Raw genomic sequence first — 13,320 nt, 5'->3', positions numbered from 1 at the left:
GAATAGTGGCGCAGATTGTAGCGGAATTCTGCACCCGTGTACCCTCTAGCTTAAAAAAAGCTGCGCCATATCGCTAGTCCGGATGAAAAATCCCGATCACTTGCTCTTCTTTGCGAACGTGCTCGCGCGCCTCTTTATCGGCTTCCCGCATCTGATGACCGCACTTAACACACTCAACAATATCGATATTATTTTCGCGCCACATCGCCAGCGTATCCTGCGCCTGGCAGGACGGACATTTTGCGCCTGCGATAAAACGTTTACGAATTGCCATGGTTACCTCTACTCAAATTCATCCCAGCCATCCAGTTGACGTCGCTCTTGCTGCATCTCTCGTTGGAAAATCTCCTCAAGCTCGCGCCGGGCTTCCCTGGCTCGGGAGATTTGTACCGTATCCGTGTGCATGGGGATCAGTTCCCGCAACATGCGCATATCCAGCCGCCGAAAATGCAGCTGAGCGCGCTGAGCCTGGTGCGGATGCATGCCTAACGTAACCAGCGTTTTTCGCCCTAACTCCAGCGCACTGGAAAACGTTTCGCGGGAAAACTGCGTCACACCAGCCTGTAATAACTCATGCGCCTCTACACGTCCGCGCGCACGCGCAAGAATATGCAAATGCGGAAAATACTGTTGGCACAGCTCCACCAGCTTCATAGTGTCTTCAGGTTCATTACAGGTAATAACAATAGACTGTGCGGCTTCTGCACCCGCGGAACGCAACAGATCCACCTGCGTGGCATCACCGTAATAGACCTTATAGCCATATTTGCGCATTAAATTCACTGCGCTGATATCTCTTTCCAGGACGGTAATACGCATTTTATTGGCCATCAACAGACGACCAATAACCTGACCAAAGCGCCCGAAACCCACCACAATCACCTGCGGTTTATCATCTTCCACCCAGGGTTTTTCATCTTCTTCATCCGTGCCGTTAAACTGGCGGGAGAGCCATTTATCAATCAACTTCATCACCAGCGGCGTGGTCATCATCGACAGCGTGACGGTCACCAACAACAGCGCCATTTGGTCACCCTGAAACAGCCGTTGGGAAGAGGCCGTTGAAAACAGCACGAAAGCGAATTCACCGCCCTGACTTAAAACTCCGGCAAACTGCATCCGTTCTGAGCTTCTCATGCCGTTAAGACGCGCCAGTACATACAGCACCAGCATTTTTACTACCACCAGCACCATCACGCTCGCCGCCACCCACAAAATATGGGTATAGAGCACGCCAAGGTTAAGCGACATACCTACGGAGATAAAAAACAGGCCAAGCAACAGGCCTTTAAACGGATCGATTGCCGTTTCCAGCTCATGTCGGTATTCGCTTTCCGCCAGCAGAACGCCCGCGATAAAGGTCCCCAGCGCCATCGACAGACCCAGCGCATCCATAAATAAAGCAGAACCCAGCACTAACAGCAGCGTGGCGGCGGTGAACACTTCCCGCACGCCAGAATCCGCAATAAAGCGGAAAACCGGACGCAGCAAATAGCGCCCGCCAATCAGCATGCCGGCAAAGGCCAGCACCTTCATCCCTACTTTGATCCAGTCAAAATGTTCGTCAGCAGACCCCGCCAGCAGCGGAACCAGCGCCAATGCGGGGATCACCGCCAGATCCTGAAATAGCAGCACCGAAAAGCCCAGTTGTCCGGATTCACTGCGATTCATGCCTTTTTCGCGCATCAACTGTAGCGCCATAGCAGTCGATGACATCGCCAGACCAATGCCGCCAACCACTGCTGCCTGCCAGGAGAACGCTGTAAGCATCAGTAGCCCTGCCAGCACGACCGCGCTTAGCATCACCTGCGCGGCGCCGACGCCAAAAATTGAACGCCGCAATTGCCACAGTTTGGCTGGATTCAGTTCCAGCCCAATGATGAACATCAGAAAAACTACGCCCAGTTCGGAAAAGTGTAAGATTTCATCCACATCGCTGATGAACCCTAATCCCCATGGGCCGATAGCAATCCCCGCCAGCAAGTAACCCAGCACCGGACCGATACCCAGCTTTGAGGCCAGCGGAACGGCAGCCACCGCCGCGAAGAGGAACAACACGCCGGCAGTCAATAAATCAGAACCTTCCATCAGCGGCCTCCCACAGGGATCGGATTCGCCAGCCAGTCACCATACGCTTTCGCATGGCTGTCCAGCTCCTGCTTCGTTTGCCGTCTGGCCCAGTAGACAATGATAGGGCTCATCCAGTGCATGCGGCACATACCGGCCGTTAGCTCAAAAGGGCGCAGTACATCGCTCATTGGATAACGGTTTAGCGCGTCATAGCGGTAGGCGCTTTCCGGCTCTCCGGTAGTGATAACGCTCCGCCAGTACTTTCCCGCCAGTTGATTCCCCCCGGGGCCGCTGGCAAATCCTCGGCTCAGTACGCGGTCAAGCCACTCCTTTAACAAAGCCGGGCAACTATAGGTGTAGAGCGGATGCTGAAAAACAATCACATCATGCTCGCGCAGCAGCGCCTGCTCATGCGGAATGTCGATAAAAAAGTCAGGATAGTGCGCGTACAGGTCGTGCACGGTAACATTGCTGAGCTGCATGGCCGGTTTAAGCAGTACCCGGTTCGCGACCGAGTCCTGAGATTCCGGATGGGCATACAGCAGCAAGACTTTCGCTGGCTGGAACATCATCCCCCTCCCGGTTTTGTCTTTTGTCTATTTTCGACGTTTTGGGCTACCATTGCGCCTCGGTGCGGCAAATGGCCCACACATTACATTATCATAATGATAAATTAACATAGTCTGAACATACGGCGCCTTATGATTGTTTTCTCATCGTTACAAATTCGTCGCGGCGTGCGCGTCTTGCTGGAAAATGCCACGGCCACCATTAATCCAGGGCAGAAAGTTGGCCTGGTAGGTAAAAATGGCTGCGGTAAATCTACCCTGCTGGCATTGCTGAAAAATGAACTCAGCGCCGACGCCGGAGGATTTACCTATCCGGGAAACTGGCAGCTCGCGTGGGTTAATCAGGAAACGCCTGCGTTGCCACAGCCGGCGTTGGAGTATGTGATTGACGGCGACCGCGAGTATCGTCAACTGGAAGCACAGTTGAACGATGCCAACGAACGTAACGATGGACACGCCATTGCCACCGTCCATGGCAAGCTGGATGCCATCGACGCCTGGACTGTGCGCTCACGCGCCGCCAGCCTGCTGCATGGCCTCGGCTTCTCCAACGAACAGCTTGAACGTCCCGTCAGCGATTTTTCCGGTGGCTGGCGTATGCGTCTCAACCTGGCTCAGGCGCTGATTTGCCGTTCAGACCTGCTGCTGCTCGATGAACCGACCAACCACCTCGATCTCGACGCGGTGATCTGGCTGGAAAGATGGCTGAAAAGCTATCAGGGCACGCTGATTTTGATCTCCCACGACCGCGACTTCCTCGACCCGGTGGTGGATAAAATTATTCATATCGAACAGCAAACGATGTTCGAGTACACCGGCAACTACAGCGCGTTTGAAATCCAGCGAGCGACCCGCCTCGCACAGCAACAGGCAATGTACGAAAGCCAGCAGGAGCGCGTGGCGCATCTGCAAAGCTATATCGATCGTTTCCGCGCTAAAGCCACCAAAGCAAAGCAGGCGCAGAGCCGTATCAAAATGCTGGAACGCATGGAGCTGATTGCCCCTGCGCACGTGGACAACCCGTTCCACTTCAGCTTCCGCGAGCCGGAAAGCCTGCCGAACCCGCTGTTAAAGATGGAAAAGGTCAGCGCCGGCTACGGCGACCGCGTCATTCTCGATTCGATCAAACTGAATCTGGTGCCGGGGTCTCGCATCGGCCTGCTCGGACGCAACGGCGCGGGTAAATCTACGCTGATTAAGTTGCTGGCCGGCGAACTGGCCCCCATCAACGGCGAGATTGGCCTGGCAAAAGGCATCAAGCTGGGTTACTTCGCACAGCACCAGCTGGAGTTTTTGCGCGCCGATGAATCACCGATTCAGCACCTGGCGCGCATGGCGCCGCAGGAGCTGGAGCAGAAACTGCGAGACTACCTCGGCGGATTCGGCTTCCAGGGCGATAAAGTCAGCGAAGAGACTCGCCGCTTCTCCGGAGGTGAAAAAGCGCGTCTGGTGCTGGCATTGATCGTCTGGCAGCGCCCGAACCTGCTGCTGCTTGATGAACCGACCAACCACCTGGATTTGGATATGCGTCAGGCGCTGACCGAAGCGCTGATCGATTTCGAAGGCGCACTGGTTGTGGTCTCGCACGACCGTCACCTGATTCGCTCTACTACCGATGACCTCTATCTGGTGCACGACAAGAAAGTCGAGCCGTTTGATGGCGATCTTGAGGATTATCAGCAGTGGCTGAGCGATGTGCAAAAACAGGAAAACCAGAGCGACGAACCGGTAAAAGAGAGCGTTAACAGCGCCCAAGCACGTAAAGACCAGAAGCGTCGCGAAGCTGAACTACGCACCCTGACGCAACCGCTACGTAAAGAGATTACCCGTCTGGAAAAAGAGATGGAGAAACTGCACGCACAGCTGGCGCAGGCGGAAGAAAAACTCGGCGATAGCGAACTGTACGACCAAAGCCGCAAAGCCGAACTCACAGCATGCTTGCAGCAGCAGGCCAGTGCGAAATCCGGACTGGAAGAGTGCGAGATGGCCTGGCTGGAGGCTCAGGAACAGCTTGAGCAGATGCAGGCCAAGTAATCATGAGTGCCGGATAAGGCGAAGCCGCCATCCGGCACTATAGCCGATGATTGCCTGCTGACTGACTCGCGACAAAATCACATATTGGCTAACCCGCACGCGCTGTGCGCGGTATAGTTATTCTTTCCGATTATTAGTTGCTCTGGTGTTATGGTTGAAATCACGTCCACAGAAATAACTCCACCTACCGACGATTCACGAGAATTCCGTCCGATGCGCGGTATCAGTAACCGCCATCTGCAGACGATGCTGCCGCGTTTAATTCGCCGCAAGGTGAAGTTCGACGCCCACTGGCAGCGTCTGGAATTGCCCGACGGTGATTTTGTCGATCTGGCATGGAGTGAAGATCCGCAACAGGCGAAACATAAACCGCGCCTGGTGGTTTTTCACGGTCTGGAAGGCAGTCTGAACAGCCCGTACGCACATGGCCTGATTGAAGCAGCGCAAAAGCGCGGCTGGCTGGGCGTGGTGATGCATTTTCGCGGCTGCAGCGGCGAACCCAATCGTCTGAACCGTATTTATCACTCCGGTGAAACAGAAGATGGCACCTGGTTTTTACACTGGCTGGCACGTGAGTTCGGTCGCGTGCCGACCGCGGCGGTAGGCTATTCGCTCGGTGGAAACATGCTGGCCTGTCTGCTGGCAAAAGAAGGTACTGAGATTCCAATTGATGCCGCGGTTATCGTTTCCGCGCCTTTCGTGCTGGAAGCCTGTAGTTACCATATGGACAAGGGATTCTCCCGGGTCTATCAGCGCTACCTGCTAAACCTGTTGAAAGCCAATGCCTCGCGTAAGCTAGAGGCGTATCCAGGATCGCTGCCGGTGAGTCTGGGCCAGTTGAAATCTCTGCGTCGCATTCGCGATTTTGACGATCTGATCACCGCCAAAATCCACGGTTTCGCCGATGCTATAGACTATTACCGTCAGTGTAGCGCTATGCCGTTGCTCAACCAGATCGCCAAACCCACGCTGATTATCCATGCCAAAGACGATCCGTTTATGGATCATCACGTGATCCCTAAACCGGAAAATCTGCCCTCACAGGTAGAGTATCAACTGACGGAACACGGCGGCCACGTCGGATTCATTGGCGGCACGGTGCGCCGTCCTGAGATGTGGCTGGAATCCAGAATCCCGGACTGGCTGACAACGTATCTGGAGGCATCATCATGATCATCCCCTGGCAAGATATCTCCCCGGACGCACTGGACAATCTGATTGAAAGCTTTGTCTTGCGCGAAGGCACCGATTATGGTGAACATGAACGCTCGCTCGAACAAAAAGTCGCCGACGTCAAACGCCAACTACAATCTGGTGAAGCCGTGCTGGTATGGTCCGAACTGCATGAAACGGTCAACATTATGCCGAGGAAGCAGATTCACGAGTAATCCGTAACCGACGGCCGACTATAATAAAAATTCAACCTATTCATGGAGTTGTTATGTCTGCCAAACATCCGGTGATTGCGGTAACAGGGTCCAGCGGCGCGGGGACCACCACCACCAGCCTCGCGTTTCGTAAAATTTTCGCGCAGTTAAATCTGCGCGCCGCCGAGGTGGAAGGTGACAGTTTTCATCGTTATACCCGTCCGGAAATGGACATGGCGATTCGCAAAGCGCGCGATGCCGGGCGGCATATCAGCTATTTCGGCCCCGAAGCTAATGACTTCGGTCTGCTGGAGCAAACCTTCATCGAATACGGCCAGACGGGCAAAGGTCAGTCGCGAAAATATCTGCACACCTACGATGAGGCCGTACCGTGGAATCAGGTTCCGGGTACATTTACGCCCTGGCAGCCGCTGCCTGAACCGACGGATGTCCTGTTCTATGAAGGACTGCACGGCGGCGTCGTAACCCCACAGCAAAACGTGGCCCGGCATGTCGATCTGCTGGTTGGCGTAGTGCCGATCGTGAACCTGGAATGGATTCAGAAGCTGACCCGCGATACCAGCGAGCGGGGACACTCGCGCGAAGCGGTGATGGACTCGGTGGTGCGCTCAATGGACGATTACATCAATTACATTACGCCGCAGTTTTCCCGTACGCACATTAACTTCCAGCGCGTACCGACCGTTGATACCTCCAACCCCTTTGCCGCCAAAAGTATTCCATCCCTGGATGAAAGCTTTGTCGTGATTCATTTTCGGAACCTGGAAGGGATCGACTTCCCGTGGCTACTGGCCATGCTGCAGGGATCATTCATTTCCCATATCAATACGTTGGTTGTTCCGGGCGGGAAAATGGGTCTGGCGATGGAATTGATTATGCTGCCGCTGGTCCAGCGACTGATGGAAGGCAAAAAGATAGAGTAAGGTGTTATTTTGCCGGATGGCGGCTGATGCCTTATCCGGCCTACGCGTTTATATCCTGTAGGCCTGATAAGTGAAACGCCATCAGGCATGACATCACGAAGCAGCAACCACTTCATAGGAGTGGGTAATGTTCACCGCCTTTTCCAGCATCAGCGCCACAGAGCAATATTTTTCCGCAGAGAGATCGACTGCGCGCGAAACGGACGCATCTTTCAGATCGTTACCCGTTACGATGAAATGCAGGTTAATGTGGGTAAACAGGCGCGGCGCTTCATCACGACGCTCTGAGGTCAGTTTCACTTCGCAGTTGGTCACATCCTGACGACCTTTTTGCAGGATCGAAACCACATCAATTGCGCTGCAACCGCCCGCAGCCATTAATACCATTTCCATCGGGCTCGGCGCTTTATCACCGGAGTTACCGTCCATCAAAATTTGGTGACCAGAGGCGGACTCACCGAGGAAGGTTAACCCCTCAACCCACTTTACACGCGCTTGCATATTTCGTAACTCCAATGTTTCAATTTTCCTGACAGATTACGCGTACATAACAATTCTCGCAACGGAAGGCGACCTGCGTCATGCTGAAGCGAGACACCAGGAGACACACGGCGAAAGCTATGCTAAAACAGTCAGGATGCTACAGTAATACATTGACGTACTGCATGTATGCAGAGGACATCACATTACAGGCTGCAGTTAATTTTTGACAGCCCCTTTCCCAGGTAGCGGGAAGCATATTTTTGCAAACCCAGAGGCAGCGTCGTTTTCTGGCTCTGGAGACAGCTTATAACAGAGGATAACCGCGCATGGTGCTTGGCAAACCGCAAACAGACCCGACTCTCGAATGGTTCTTGTCTCATTGCCATATTCATAAGTACCCATCGAAGAGCACGCTGATTCACCAAGGTGAAAAAGCGGAAACGTTGTATTACATCGTTAAAGGCTCAGTGGCAGTGCTGATCAAAGATGAAGAAGGGAAAGAAATGATCCTTTCTTATCTGAATCAGGGCGATTTTATTGGTGAATTAGGCCTCTTCGAAGAAGGTCAGGAACGTAGCGCCTGGGTACGTGCCAAAACCGCATGTGAAGTCGCTGAAATTTCATACAAAAAATTTCGCCAATTAATCCAGGTCAACCCGGATATTCTGATGCGCCTGTCTTCACAGATGGCTCGTCGCCTGCAGGTCACGTCTGAAAAAGTCGGCAACCTAGCCTTCCTCGACGTAACGGGTCGTATCGCGCAGACTCTGCTGAATCTGGCGAAACAGCCTGATGCGATGACCCACCCGGACGGCATGCAGATTAAAATCACCCGTCAGGAAATCGGCCAGATCGTTGGCTGCTCCCGTGAGACCGTTGGTCGTATTCTGAAGATGCTGGAAGATCAAAACCTGATCTCCGCACACGGTAAGACCATCGTCGTCTACGGCACCCGTTAACCCCATCGAAGTGGCGCGTTACTCAGTGATGCGCCACTTTTGTTTACACCGATGTGGCGAAGACTGATATACCATCCAGAGATCAACTACGCACTACGGCAGACGCTGGTGCTATGTTTACCTGTGGCTGTTGGTCTGATCATCGGTCAGCTTCATCTGGGACTCCTCTTCTCCCTGGTCCCTGCCTGTTGCAACATTGCCGGCCTTGATACCCCGCACAAGCGCTTTTTCAAACGTTTAGCTATTGGCGCGTCTTTGTTTGCCGGTTGCAGTCTGATCATGCAGTTGCTGCTGGCACAGGCCATACCGCTGCCGCTTATCCTCACCGGACTGACGCTGATTCTTGGCGTAACCGCCGAGCTAAGCCCTCTGCATGCCCGACTGTTACCGGCCTCACTTATCGCCGCGATTTTCACGCTAAGCCTGGTCGGGAACATGCCCGTCTGGGAACCGTTGCTGATCTATGCGCTGGGCACGTTATGGTACGGCCTGTTCAACTGGTTCTGGTTCTGGATGTGGCGCGAGCAGCCGCTCCGTGAATCGCTCAGCTTGTTGTACCGTGAATTAGCCGATTACTGTGAGGCCAAGTACAGCCTGCTGACCCAGCATGCCGATCCGGAAAAAGCGCTGCCTCCCCTGCTGGTTCGCCAGCAGAAAGCGGTGGATCTGATTACCCAGTGCTACCAGCAAATGCATATGCTGTCGGCGCATCGCAACAACGATTACAAGCGCCTGCTGCGTGCCTTTCAGGAGGCACTGGACTTGCAGGAGCATATTTCCGTCAGCCTCCACCAGCCGGAAGAGGTGCAAAAGCTGGTCGAACGTAGCCACGCCGAACAGGTGATTCGCTGGAATGCGCGCACCGTCGCCGAACGCCTTCGGGTACTGGCCGATGATATTTTGTATCACCGCTTGCCGACCCGTTTTTCGATGGACAAGCAGATTGGCACGCTGGAGAAAATCGCCAACCAGCATCCGGACAATCCGGTGGGACAATTTTGCTACTGGCACTTCAGCCGTATTGCCCGCGTGCTACGCACCCAGCGACCGCTGTACGCCCGAGATTTAATGGCGGACAAGCAGCGTCGGTTGCCGCTGATCCCGGCCCTGAAAAACTATCTGTCGTTGAAATCACCGGCGCTGCGTAATGCCGGACGCATCAGTGTCATGCTGAGTATCGCCAGCCTGATGGGCAGCGCTTTACACCTGCCAAAGCCTTACTGGATTTTGATGACGATCCTGTTCGTCACGCAAAATGGCTACGGAGCAACCCGGGTGCGTATTTTACACCGTTCAGCAGGAACGCTCGTTGGACTGGTCATTGCCGGGGTCACCCTGCACTTTCATATTCAGGAAGGTTACACGCTGGCAGGCATGCTGCTGATTACCCTGGGTAGCTATCTGATCATGCGCAAAAACTACGGCTGGGCTACCGTCGGCTTTACGGTCACGGCGGTATACACCCTGCAACTGCTGACGCTGAACGGAGAGCAGTTTATCGTGCCGCGGTTTGTCGATACGGTTATTGGCTGCTTAATCGCCTTTGGCGGTACCCTCTGGCTGTGGCCGCAGTGGCAGAGCGGCCTGCTGCGTAAGAACGCCCATGATGCGTTAGAAGCCGATCAGGAGGCCATTCGCCTGATCCTCAGCAACGATCCGCAGGCCACGCCGCTGGCGTATCAACGCATGCGGGTCAATCAGGCGCATAACACGTTGTTCAACTCACTGAACCAGGCGATGCAGGAGCCAGGATTCAACTCGCACTACCTGGCGGACATGAAACTGTGGGTCACGCATAGCCAGTTCATCGTCGAGCACATCAACGCGATGACCACACTGGCAAGGGAACATACAATGCTGACGCCGGATTTAGCGCAGCGGTATCTGGAATCCTGTGAAATTGCGCTCCAGCGCTGTCAGCAGCGGCTGGAATATGACGGACCGGGAAGCTCAGGCGATGTGAATATTCTCGAAGCGCCAGAGATGCTGTCCCACGGTCCGTTAAGCACCCTTGAGCAGCATCTGCAACGGATACTGGGGCATCTGAACACCATGCACACCATTTCGTCGGTAGCATGGCGTCAGCGACCGCACCACGGAATCTGGCTGAGCCGCCGTCTGCGGGACATGAAAGGTTAAGATCGACTGCCGGATGCGCTGTGCTTATCCGGCAACAGGTAATCAGGCAACGACTTTCGCTACCGCCTGTGCGAAACGCTGCATCCCTTCATCGATATCCGCCTGCTCAACTACCAGCGACGGCGCGAAACGCATCACGTCCGGTCCGGCGTTGAGTACCATCACCCCTTCGTGCGCGGCGGCATACAGGAAATCGCGCGCCCGGCCTTTAAACTGCGGCTTCAGCTCGGCGCCAATCAGCAGCCCCATCCCGCGAATCTCGCTGAAAATGTCGAACTGTTGATCAATTTTGTGCAAATGTTGGACAAACGCCTGACGTTTAGCCTGAATACCTTCTAACACTTCCGGCGTGTTGATGATATCAAACGCGGCCCCCGCAACTGCGCAGGCCAGCGGATTGCCACCATAAGTGGAACCGTGCGAACCCACATGAAATGCGGAGGCAATCTCTTGGGTGGTCAGCACCGCGCTCACCGGGAAGCCGCCGCCGAGAGCCTTCGCGCTGGTGAGGATATCCGGCGTCACGCCGTAGTGCATATAGGCAAACAGATCGCCGGTACGGCCCATCCCGCTCTGCACTTCATCCAATACCAATAGCGCCTGGTGTTGGTCGCAAAGTTCACGCAAACCTTGCAGGAATTCCGGCGTTGCCGCAGTGACGCCACCTTCCCCCTGAATAGGCTCAACCACCACCGCACAGGTGTGATCGTCCATCACCGCTTTGACCGCATGCAGATCGTTAAACGGTACATGGATGATATCCGCTGGTTTTGGTCCAAAACCGTCAGAATATTTCGGCTGCCCGCCGACGGACACTGTAAACAGCGAACGGCCGTGAAACGCATTATGGAAGGCAATGATTTTGGTTTTGAACGGGCTATGGCGCACGCAGGCATAGTGGCGCGCCAGCTTAAAGGCGGTTTCGTTAGCTTCGGTACCCGAGTTCATGAACAGCACGCGCTCGGCGAAGGTCGCATCAATGATTTTACGACCCAGGCGCAACGCCGGTTCGTTGGTGAAAACGTTGCTGGTATGCCACAGGGTTTCACCCTGGGTTTTTAACGCCTCCACCAGGGCCGGATGGCAATGCCCTAGTGCAGTAACTGCAATGCCGCCCGCGAAATCAACATACTCTTTGCCCTGTTGATCCCAGACTCGACTCCCTTTCCCTTTTACCGGGATAAACTCAGCCGGTGCATAAATCGGCAGAATCACTTCATCGAATGTCGCGCGCGTAATTGCAGTTTGTTCAGTTGCCATGTCATTGCCACCCTGTTAAGCAGAAATGTTAGTGAAATTATAATCACAAAATATGAATAAAAAATCACTGAATAGCAACCACAAATCACCGGTTGAGGAAATTAGCCAGCAGTTGATGCCCCTGTTCGCTGAGAATACTCTCCGGGTGAAACTGCACCCCTTCCATATCCCACTCGCGGTGACGAATGCCCATAATCTCCTGCGTTTCACTCCAGGCTGTCACCTCAAAGCAGTCAGGAAGCGTCGCGGGGGCAACCACCAGAGAATGGTAGCGCGTCACCGTTAATGGGTTGGCGAGCCCCTGAAAAACACCCTGCCCGTTATGCGTAATTGGCGAGGTTTTACCGTGCATCACTTTAGCTGCCCGAACCACTGTCGCGCCAAAGGCCTGCGCCATAGCCTGATGTCCCAGACAAACACCCAGCAGGGGCGTCTTGCCCGCGAAATGACGAATAACATCCAATGAGATCCCAGCGTCATCCGGCGTGCAGGGGCCTGGGGATATTACGATTTTTTGCGGGCTTAGCGCGTCGATTTGCGCCAGCGTCAGTTCGTCGTTGCGCCTGACAAGGACATCAGCGCCCAGTTCGCAGAAGTATTGGTACAGGTTCCAGGTAAAAGAATCATAGTTATCGATAAGCAGGATCATGGCGGCTCCGGTACATAAGAACCGCGCTATTCTACTCAGTTTCCGGGGCTTCGCTTACCACTTTACGAAATATCGCCCGAAGCGCAGACAGGTCACCCATCGCCCCACTCTGATTAGCCAGGTTCCACTCCTCAACCGGAATGTCATCCCAGCTCAATATATACCCGGCATGAATCGCTAACTGTTCGAAAAAAATTCGCTGTGCCAGACCGCTGCCAATACGAAACGGATGCAGCACGTTGATTTCGCAATAATAGTGCGCAAGACGATCCACAAACTTATCTTCCGGTAACCCCACCAACCAGGACTCGTCTTCCAGGTCCTGCATCAGCGCATTGCCCTCTTTCTCGATATAAGCGAAATGGCAAAAGCGGGTCTCGCCCTGGTAAATATCCACTTCTCGCAGATGTCCCGCCCAGTCAAAAATATCCCGATACAGTTGGCGATGAATGGCGCACAGATGCGGCAAGCCCCGTTTAAGCGGGCCTAATTCGATAGTGGCCGCACGCAGCGCCGTCAGTTCATACGCCGCCTGCGCCAGGCGCTGCGCCTGATGAATCCCCAGACGGTTACGCATGACATTCAGGCCCGGATACAAATAGGGATCGCGTCCATCACCGAATTTATCGCTCATAGTGCCCCCTCAACTCTTCAAGACGCGCCAGGGCGTCTTCCGTGCTCAGAGTCACCCGTGGAATATCCACGCCTTCCAGCCGCCGACTGGCCTGGAAATTGGCATTTCGCCGTTGTTCCCAGAGTCTGGACTTTTGTTTATCGGTGAGTTTTTTCACGTGACCTCCCTGAATGAGCCGACACTTGCCACAAGTATAAGCGGCAATTTCAGGT

The 13,320-nt window shown here is 54.3% G+C and carries 13 protein-coding genes and 1 pseudogene; 6 read left to right on the top strand and 8 right to left on the bottom strand.

Features of this window, described 5'->3' with window-relative positions; translation table 11 throughout:
* Window positions 1-73: 73 nt before the first annotated feature.
* Genes O6D90_RS01885 through kefG form a run of 3 tightly spaced genes read right to left on the bottom strand, consistent with a single transcriptional unit; the run spans window position 74 to window position 2,639 of the window.
* Complete coding sequence (locus tag O6D90_RS01885; protein ID WP_016154768.1) at window positions 74-274, bottom strand: YheV family putative zinc ribbon protein; 201 nt, start codon at window positions 272-274, stop codon at window positions 74-76.
* Window positions 275-282: 8 nt separating this feature from the next.
* On the bottom strand, window positions 283-2,088 hold the full coding sequence (kefB, locus tag O6D90_RS01880; protein WP_016154769.1) for a glutathione-regulated potassium-efflux system protein KefB: 1,806 nt from the start codon (window positions 2,086-2,088) through the stop codon (window positions 283-285).
* Window positions 2,088-2,639, bottom strand: coding sequence for a glutathione-regulated potassium-efflux system ancillary protein KefG (kefG, locus tag O6D90_RS01875; protein WP_003023629.1), 552 nt, complete (start codon window positions 2,637-2,639; stop codon window positions 2,088-2,090). The genes kefB and kefG overlap by 1 nt, the downstream gene beginning before the upstream one ends.
* A gap of 132 nt (window positions 2,640-2,771) precedes the next feature.
* Here kefG and O6D90_RS01870 point away from each other — a divergent pair, with 132 nt between their 5' ends.
* The 4 genes and pseudogenes from O6D90_RS01870 to O6D90_RS01855 all read left to right on the top strand — a co-directional run bounded on the left by O6D90_RS01870 (window position 2,772) and on the right by O6D90_RS01855 (window position 6,984).
* Window positions 2,772-4,673, top strand: coding sequence for an ABC transporter ATP-binding protein (locus O6D90_RS01870; RefSeq protein ID WP_016157622.1), 1,902 nt, complete (start codon window positions 2,772-2,774; stop codon window positions 4,671-4,673).
* A 104-nt stretch (window positions 4,674-4,777) separates the two neighbouring features.
* Window positions 4,778-5,846 (top strand): annotated as a pseudogene (locus O6D90_RS01865) (hydrolase).
* Window positions 5,843-6,061 (top strand): YheU family protein, encoded by a 219-nt coding sequence (locus tag O6D90_RS01860; protein ID WP_003023615.1) that lies wholly within the window; start codon window positions 5,843-5,845, stop codon window positions 6,059-6,061. Before O6D90_RS01865 ends, O6D90_RS01860 begins: the two are co-directional and overlap by 4 nt.
* A gap of 53 nt (window positions 6,062-6,114) precedes the next feature.
* Window positions 6,115-6,984 carry a phosphoribulokinase gene (locus O6D90_RS01855; RefSeq protein ID WP_003827751.1) on the top strand — a complete coding sequence of 290 codons (870 nt, stop codon included), beginning with the start codon at window positions 6,115-6,117 and terminating at the stop codon, window positions 6,982-6,984.
* 93 nt (window positions 6,985-7,077) lie between these two features.
* Here O6D90_RS01855 and O6D90_RS01850 read toward each other — a convergent pair whose 3' ends face one another.
* Entirely contained in the window at window positions 7,078-7,485 is a 408-nt protein-coding gene (locus tag O6D90_RS01850) for an OsmC family protein (protein WP_016154773.1), read from the bottom strand.
* Window positions 7,486-7,793: 308 nt separating this feature from the next.
* Here O6D90_RS01850 and crp point away from each other — a divergent pair, with 308 nt between their 5' ends.
* Both crp and O6D90_RS01840 read left to right on the top strand, forming a co-directional pair.
* The gene (crp, locus tag O6D90_RS01845; protein ID WP_000242758.1) at window positions 7,794-8,426 is read left to right on the top strand and encodes a cAMP-activated global transcriptional regulator CRP; all 633 of its coding nucleotides are present in this window, start codon (window positions 7,794-7,796) and stop codon (window positions 8,424-8,426) included.
* 51 nt (window positions 8,427-8,477) lie between these two features.
* Window positions 8,478-10,565: a YccS/YhfK family putative transporter gene (locus O6D90_RS01840; protein WP_016154774.1), complete on the top strand. Its 2,088-nt coding sequence runs from the start codon at window positions 8,478-8,480 to the stop codon at window positions 10,563-10,565.
* Between the two features lie 42 nt (window positions 10,566-10,607).
* On the opposite strand, the gene argD is transcribed toward O6D90_RS01840, so the two are convergent.
* From argD to O6D90_RS01820, 4 genes are all read right to left on the bottom strand, one after another.
* A complete protein-coding gene (gene argD, locus O6D90_RS01835) occupies window positions 10,608-11,825 on the bottom strand; it encodes a bifunctional acetylornithine/succinyldiaminopimelate transaminase (protein ID WP_016157624.1) in 1,218 nt (405 codons plus the stop codon).
* Window positions 11,826-11,910: 85 nt separating this feature from the next.
* Entirely contained in the window at window positions 11,911-12,474 is a 564-nt protein-coding gene (pabA, locus tag O6D90_RS01830) for an aminodeoxychorismate synthase component 2 (protein ID WP_016154776.1), read from the bottom strand.
* A 31-nt stretch (window positions 12,475-12,505) separates the two neighbouring features.
* Window positions 12,506-13,108, bottom strand: coding sequence for a putative adenosine monophosphate-protein transferase Fic (locus tag O6D90_RS01825; RefSeq protein WP_016157625.1), 603 nt, complete (start codon window positions 13,106-13,108; stop codon window positions 12,506-12,508).
* Window positions 13,098-13,265, bottom strand: coding sequence for a YhfG family protein (locus O6D90_RS01820; RefSeq protein ID WP_016157626.1), 168 nt, complete (start codon window positions 13,263-13,265; stop codon window positions 13,098-13,100). The genes O6D90_RS01825 and O6D90_RS01820 overlap by 11 nt, the downstream gene beginning before the upstream one ends.
* Window positions 13,266-13,320 lie beyond the last annotated feature (55 nt).

The sequence above is a fragment of the Citrobacter sp. 21OH12SH02A-Citro genome, from assembly GCF_027919895.1.
Taxonomy (GTDB): domain Bacteria; phylum Pseudomonadota; class Gammaproteobacteria; order Enterobacterales; family Enterobacteriaceae; genus Citrobacter; species Citrobacter braakii.
The sequence above is the reverse complement of the archived record's forward strand: the minus strand, read 5'-3'. Positions and strand labels throughout refer to the sequence as shown.

Bases quoted from the DNA above. Each gene is read 5' to 3' on its own strand.
- O6D90_RS01885 (WP_016154768.1), bottom strand. From the start codon at position 274: ATGGCAATTCGTAAACGTTTTATCGCAGGCGCAAAATGTCCGTCCTGC.
- kefB (WP_016154769.1), bottom strand. From the start codon at position 2,088: ATGGAAGGTTCTGATTTATTGACTGCCGGCGTGTTGTTCCTCTTCGCG.
- kefG (WP_003023629.1), bottom strand. From the start codon at position 2,639: ATGTTCCAGCCAGCGAAAGTCTTGCTGCTGTATGCCCATCCGGAATCT.
- O6D90_RS01870 (WP_016157622.1), top strand. From the start codon at position 2,772: ATGATTGTTTTCTCATCGTTACAAATTCGTCGCGGCGTGCGCGTCTTG.
- O6D90_RS01860 (WP_003023615.1), top strand. From the start codon at position 5,843: ATGATCATCCCCTGGCAAGATATCTCCCCGGACGCACTGGACAATCTG.
- O6D90_RS01855 (WP_003827751.1), top strand. From the start codon at position 6,115: ATGTCTGCCAAACATCCGGTGATTGCGGTAACAGGGTCCAGCGGCGCG.
- O6D90_RS01850 (WP_016154773.1), bottom strand. From the start codon at position 7,485: ATGCAAGCGCGTGTAAAGTGGGTTGAGGGGTTAACCTTCCTCGGTGAG.
- crp (WP_000242758.1), top strand. From the start codon at position 7,794: ATGGTGCTTGGCAAACCGCAAACAGACCCGACTCTCGAATGGTTCTTG.
- O6D90_RS01840 (WP_016154774.1), top strand. From the start codon at position 8,478: ATGTGGCGAAGACTGATATACCATCCAGAGATCAACTACGCACTACGG.
- argD (WP_016157624.1), bottom strand. From the start codon at position 11,825: ATGGCAACTGAACAAACTGCAATTACGCGCGCGACATTCGATGAAGTG.
- pabA (WP_016154776.1), bottom strand. From the start codon at position 12,474: ATGATCCTGCTTATCGATAACTATGATTCTTTTACCTGGAACCTGTAC.
- O6D90_RS01825 (WP_016157625.1), bottom strand. From the start codon at position 13,108: ATGAGCGATAAATTCGGTGATGGACGCGATCCCTATTTGTATCCGGGC.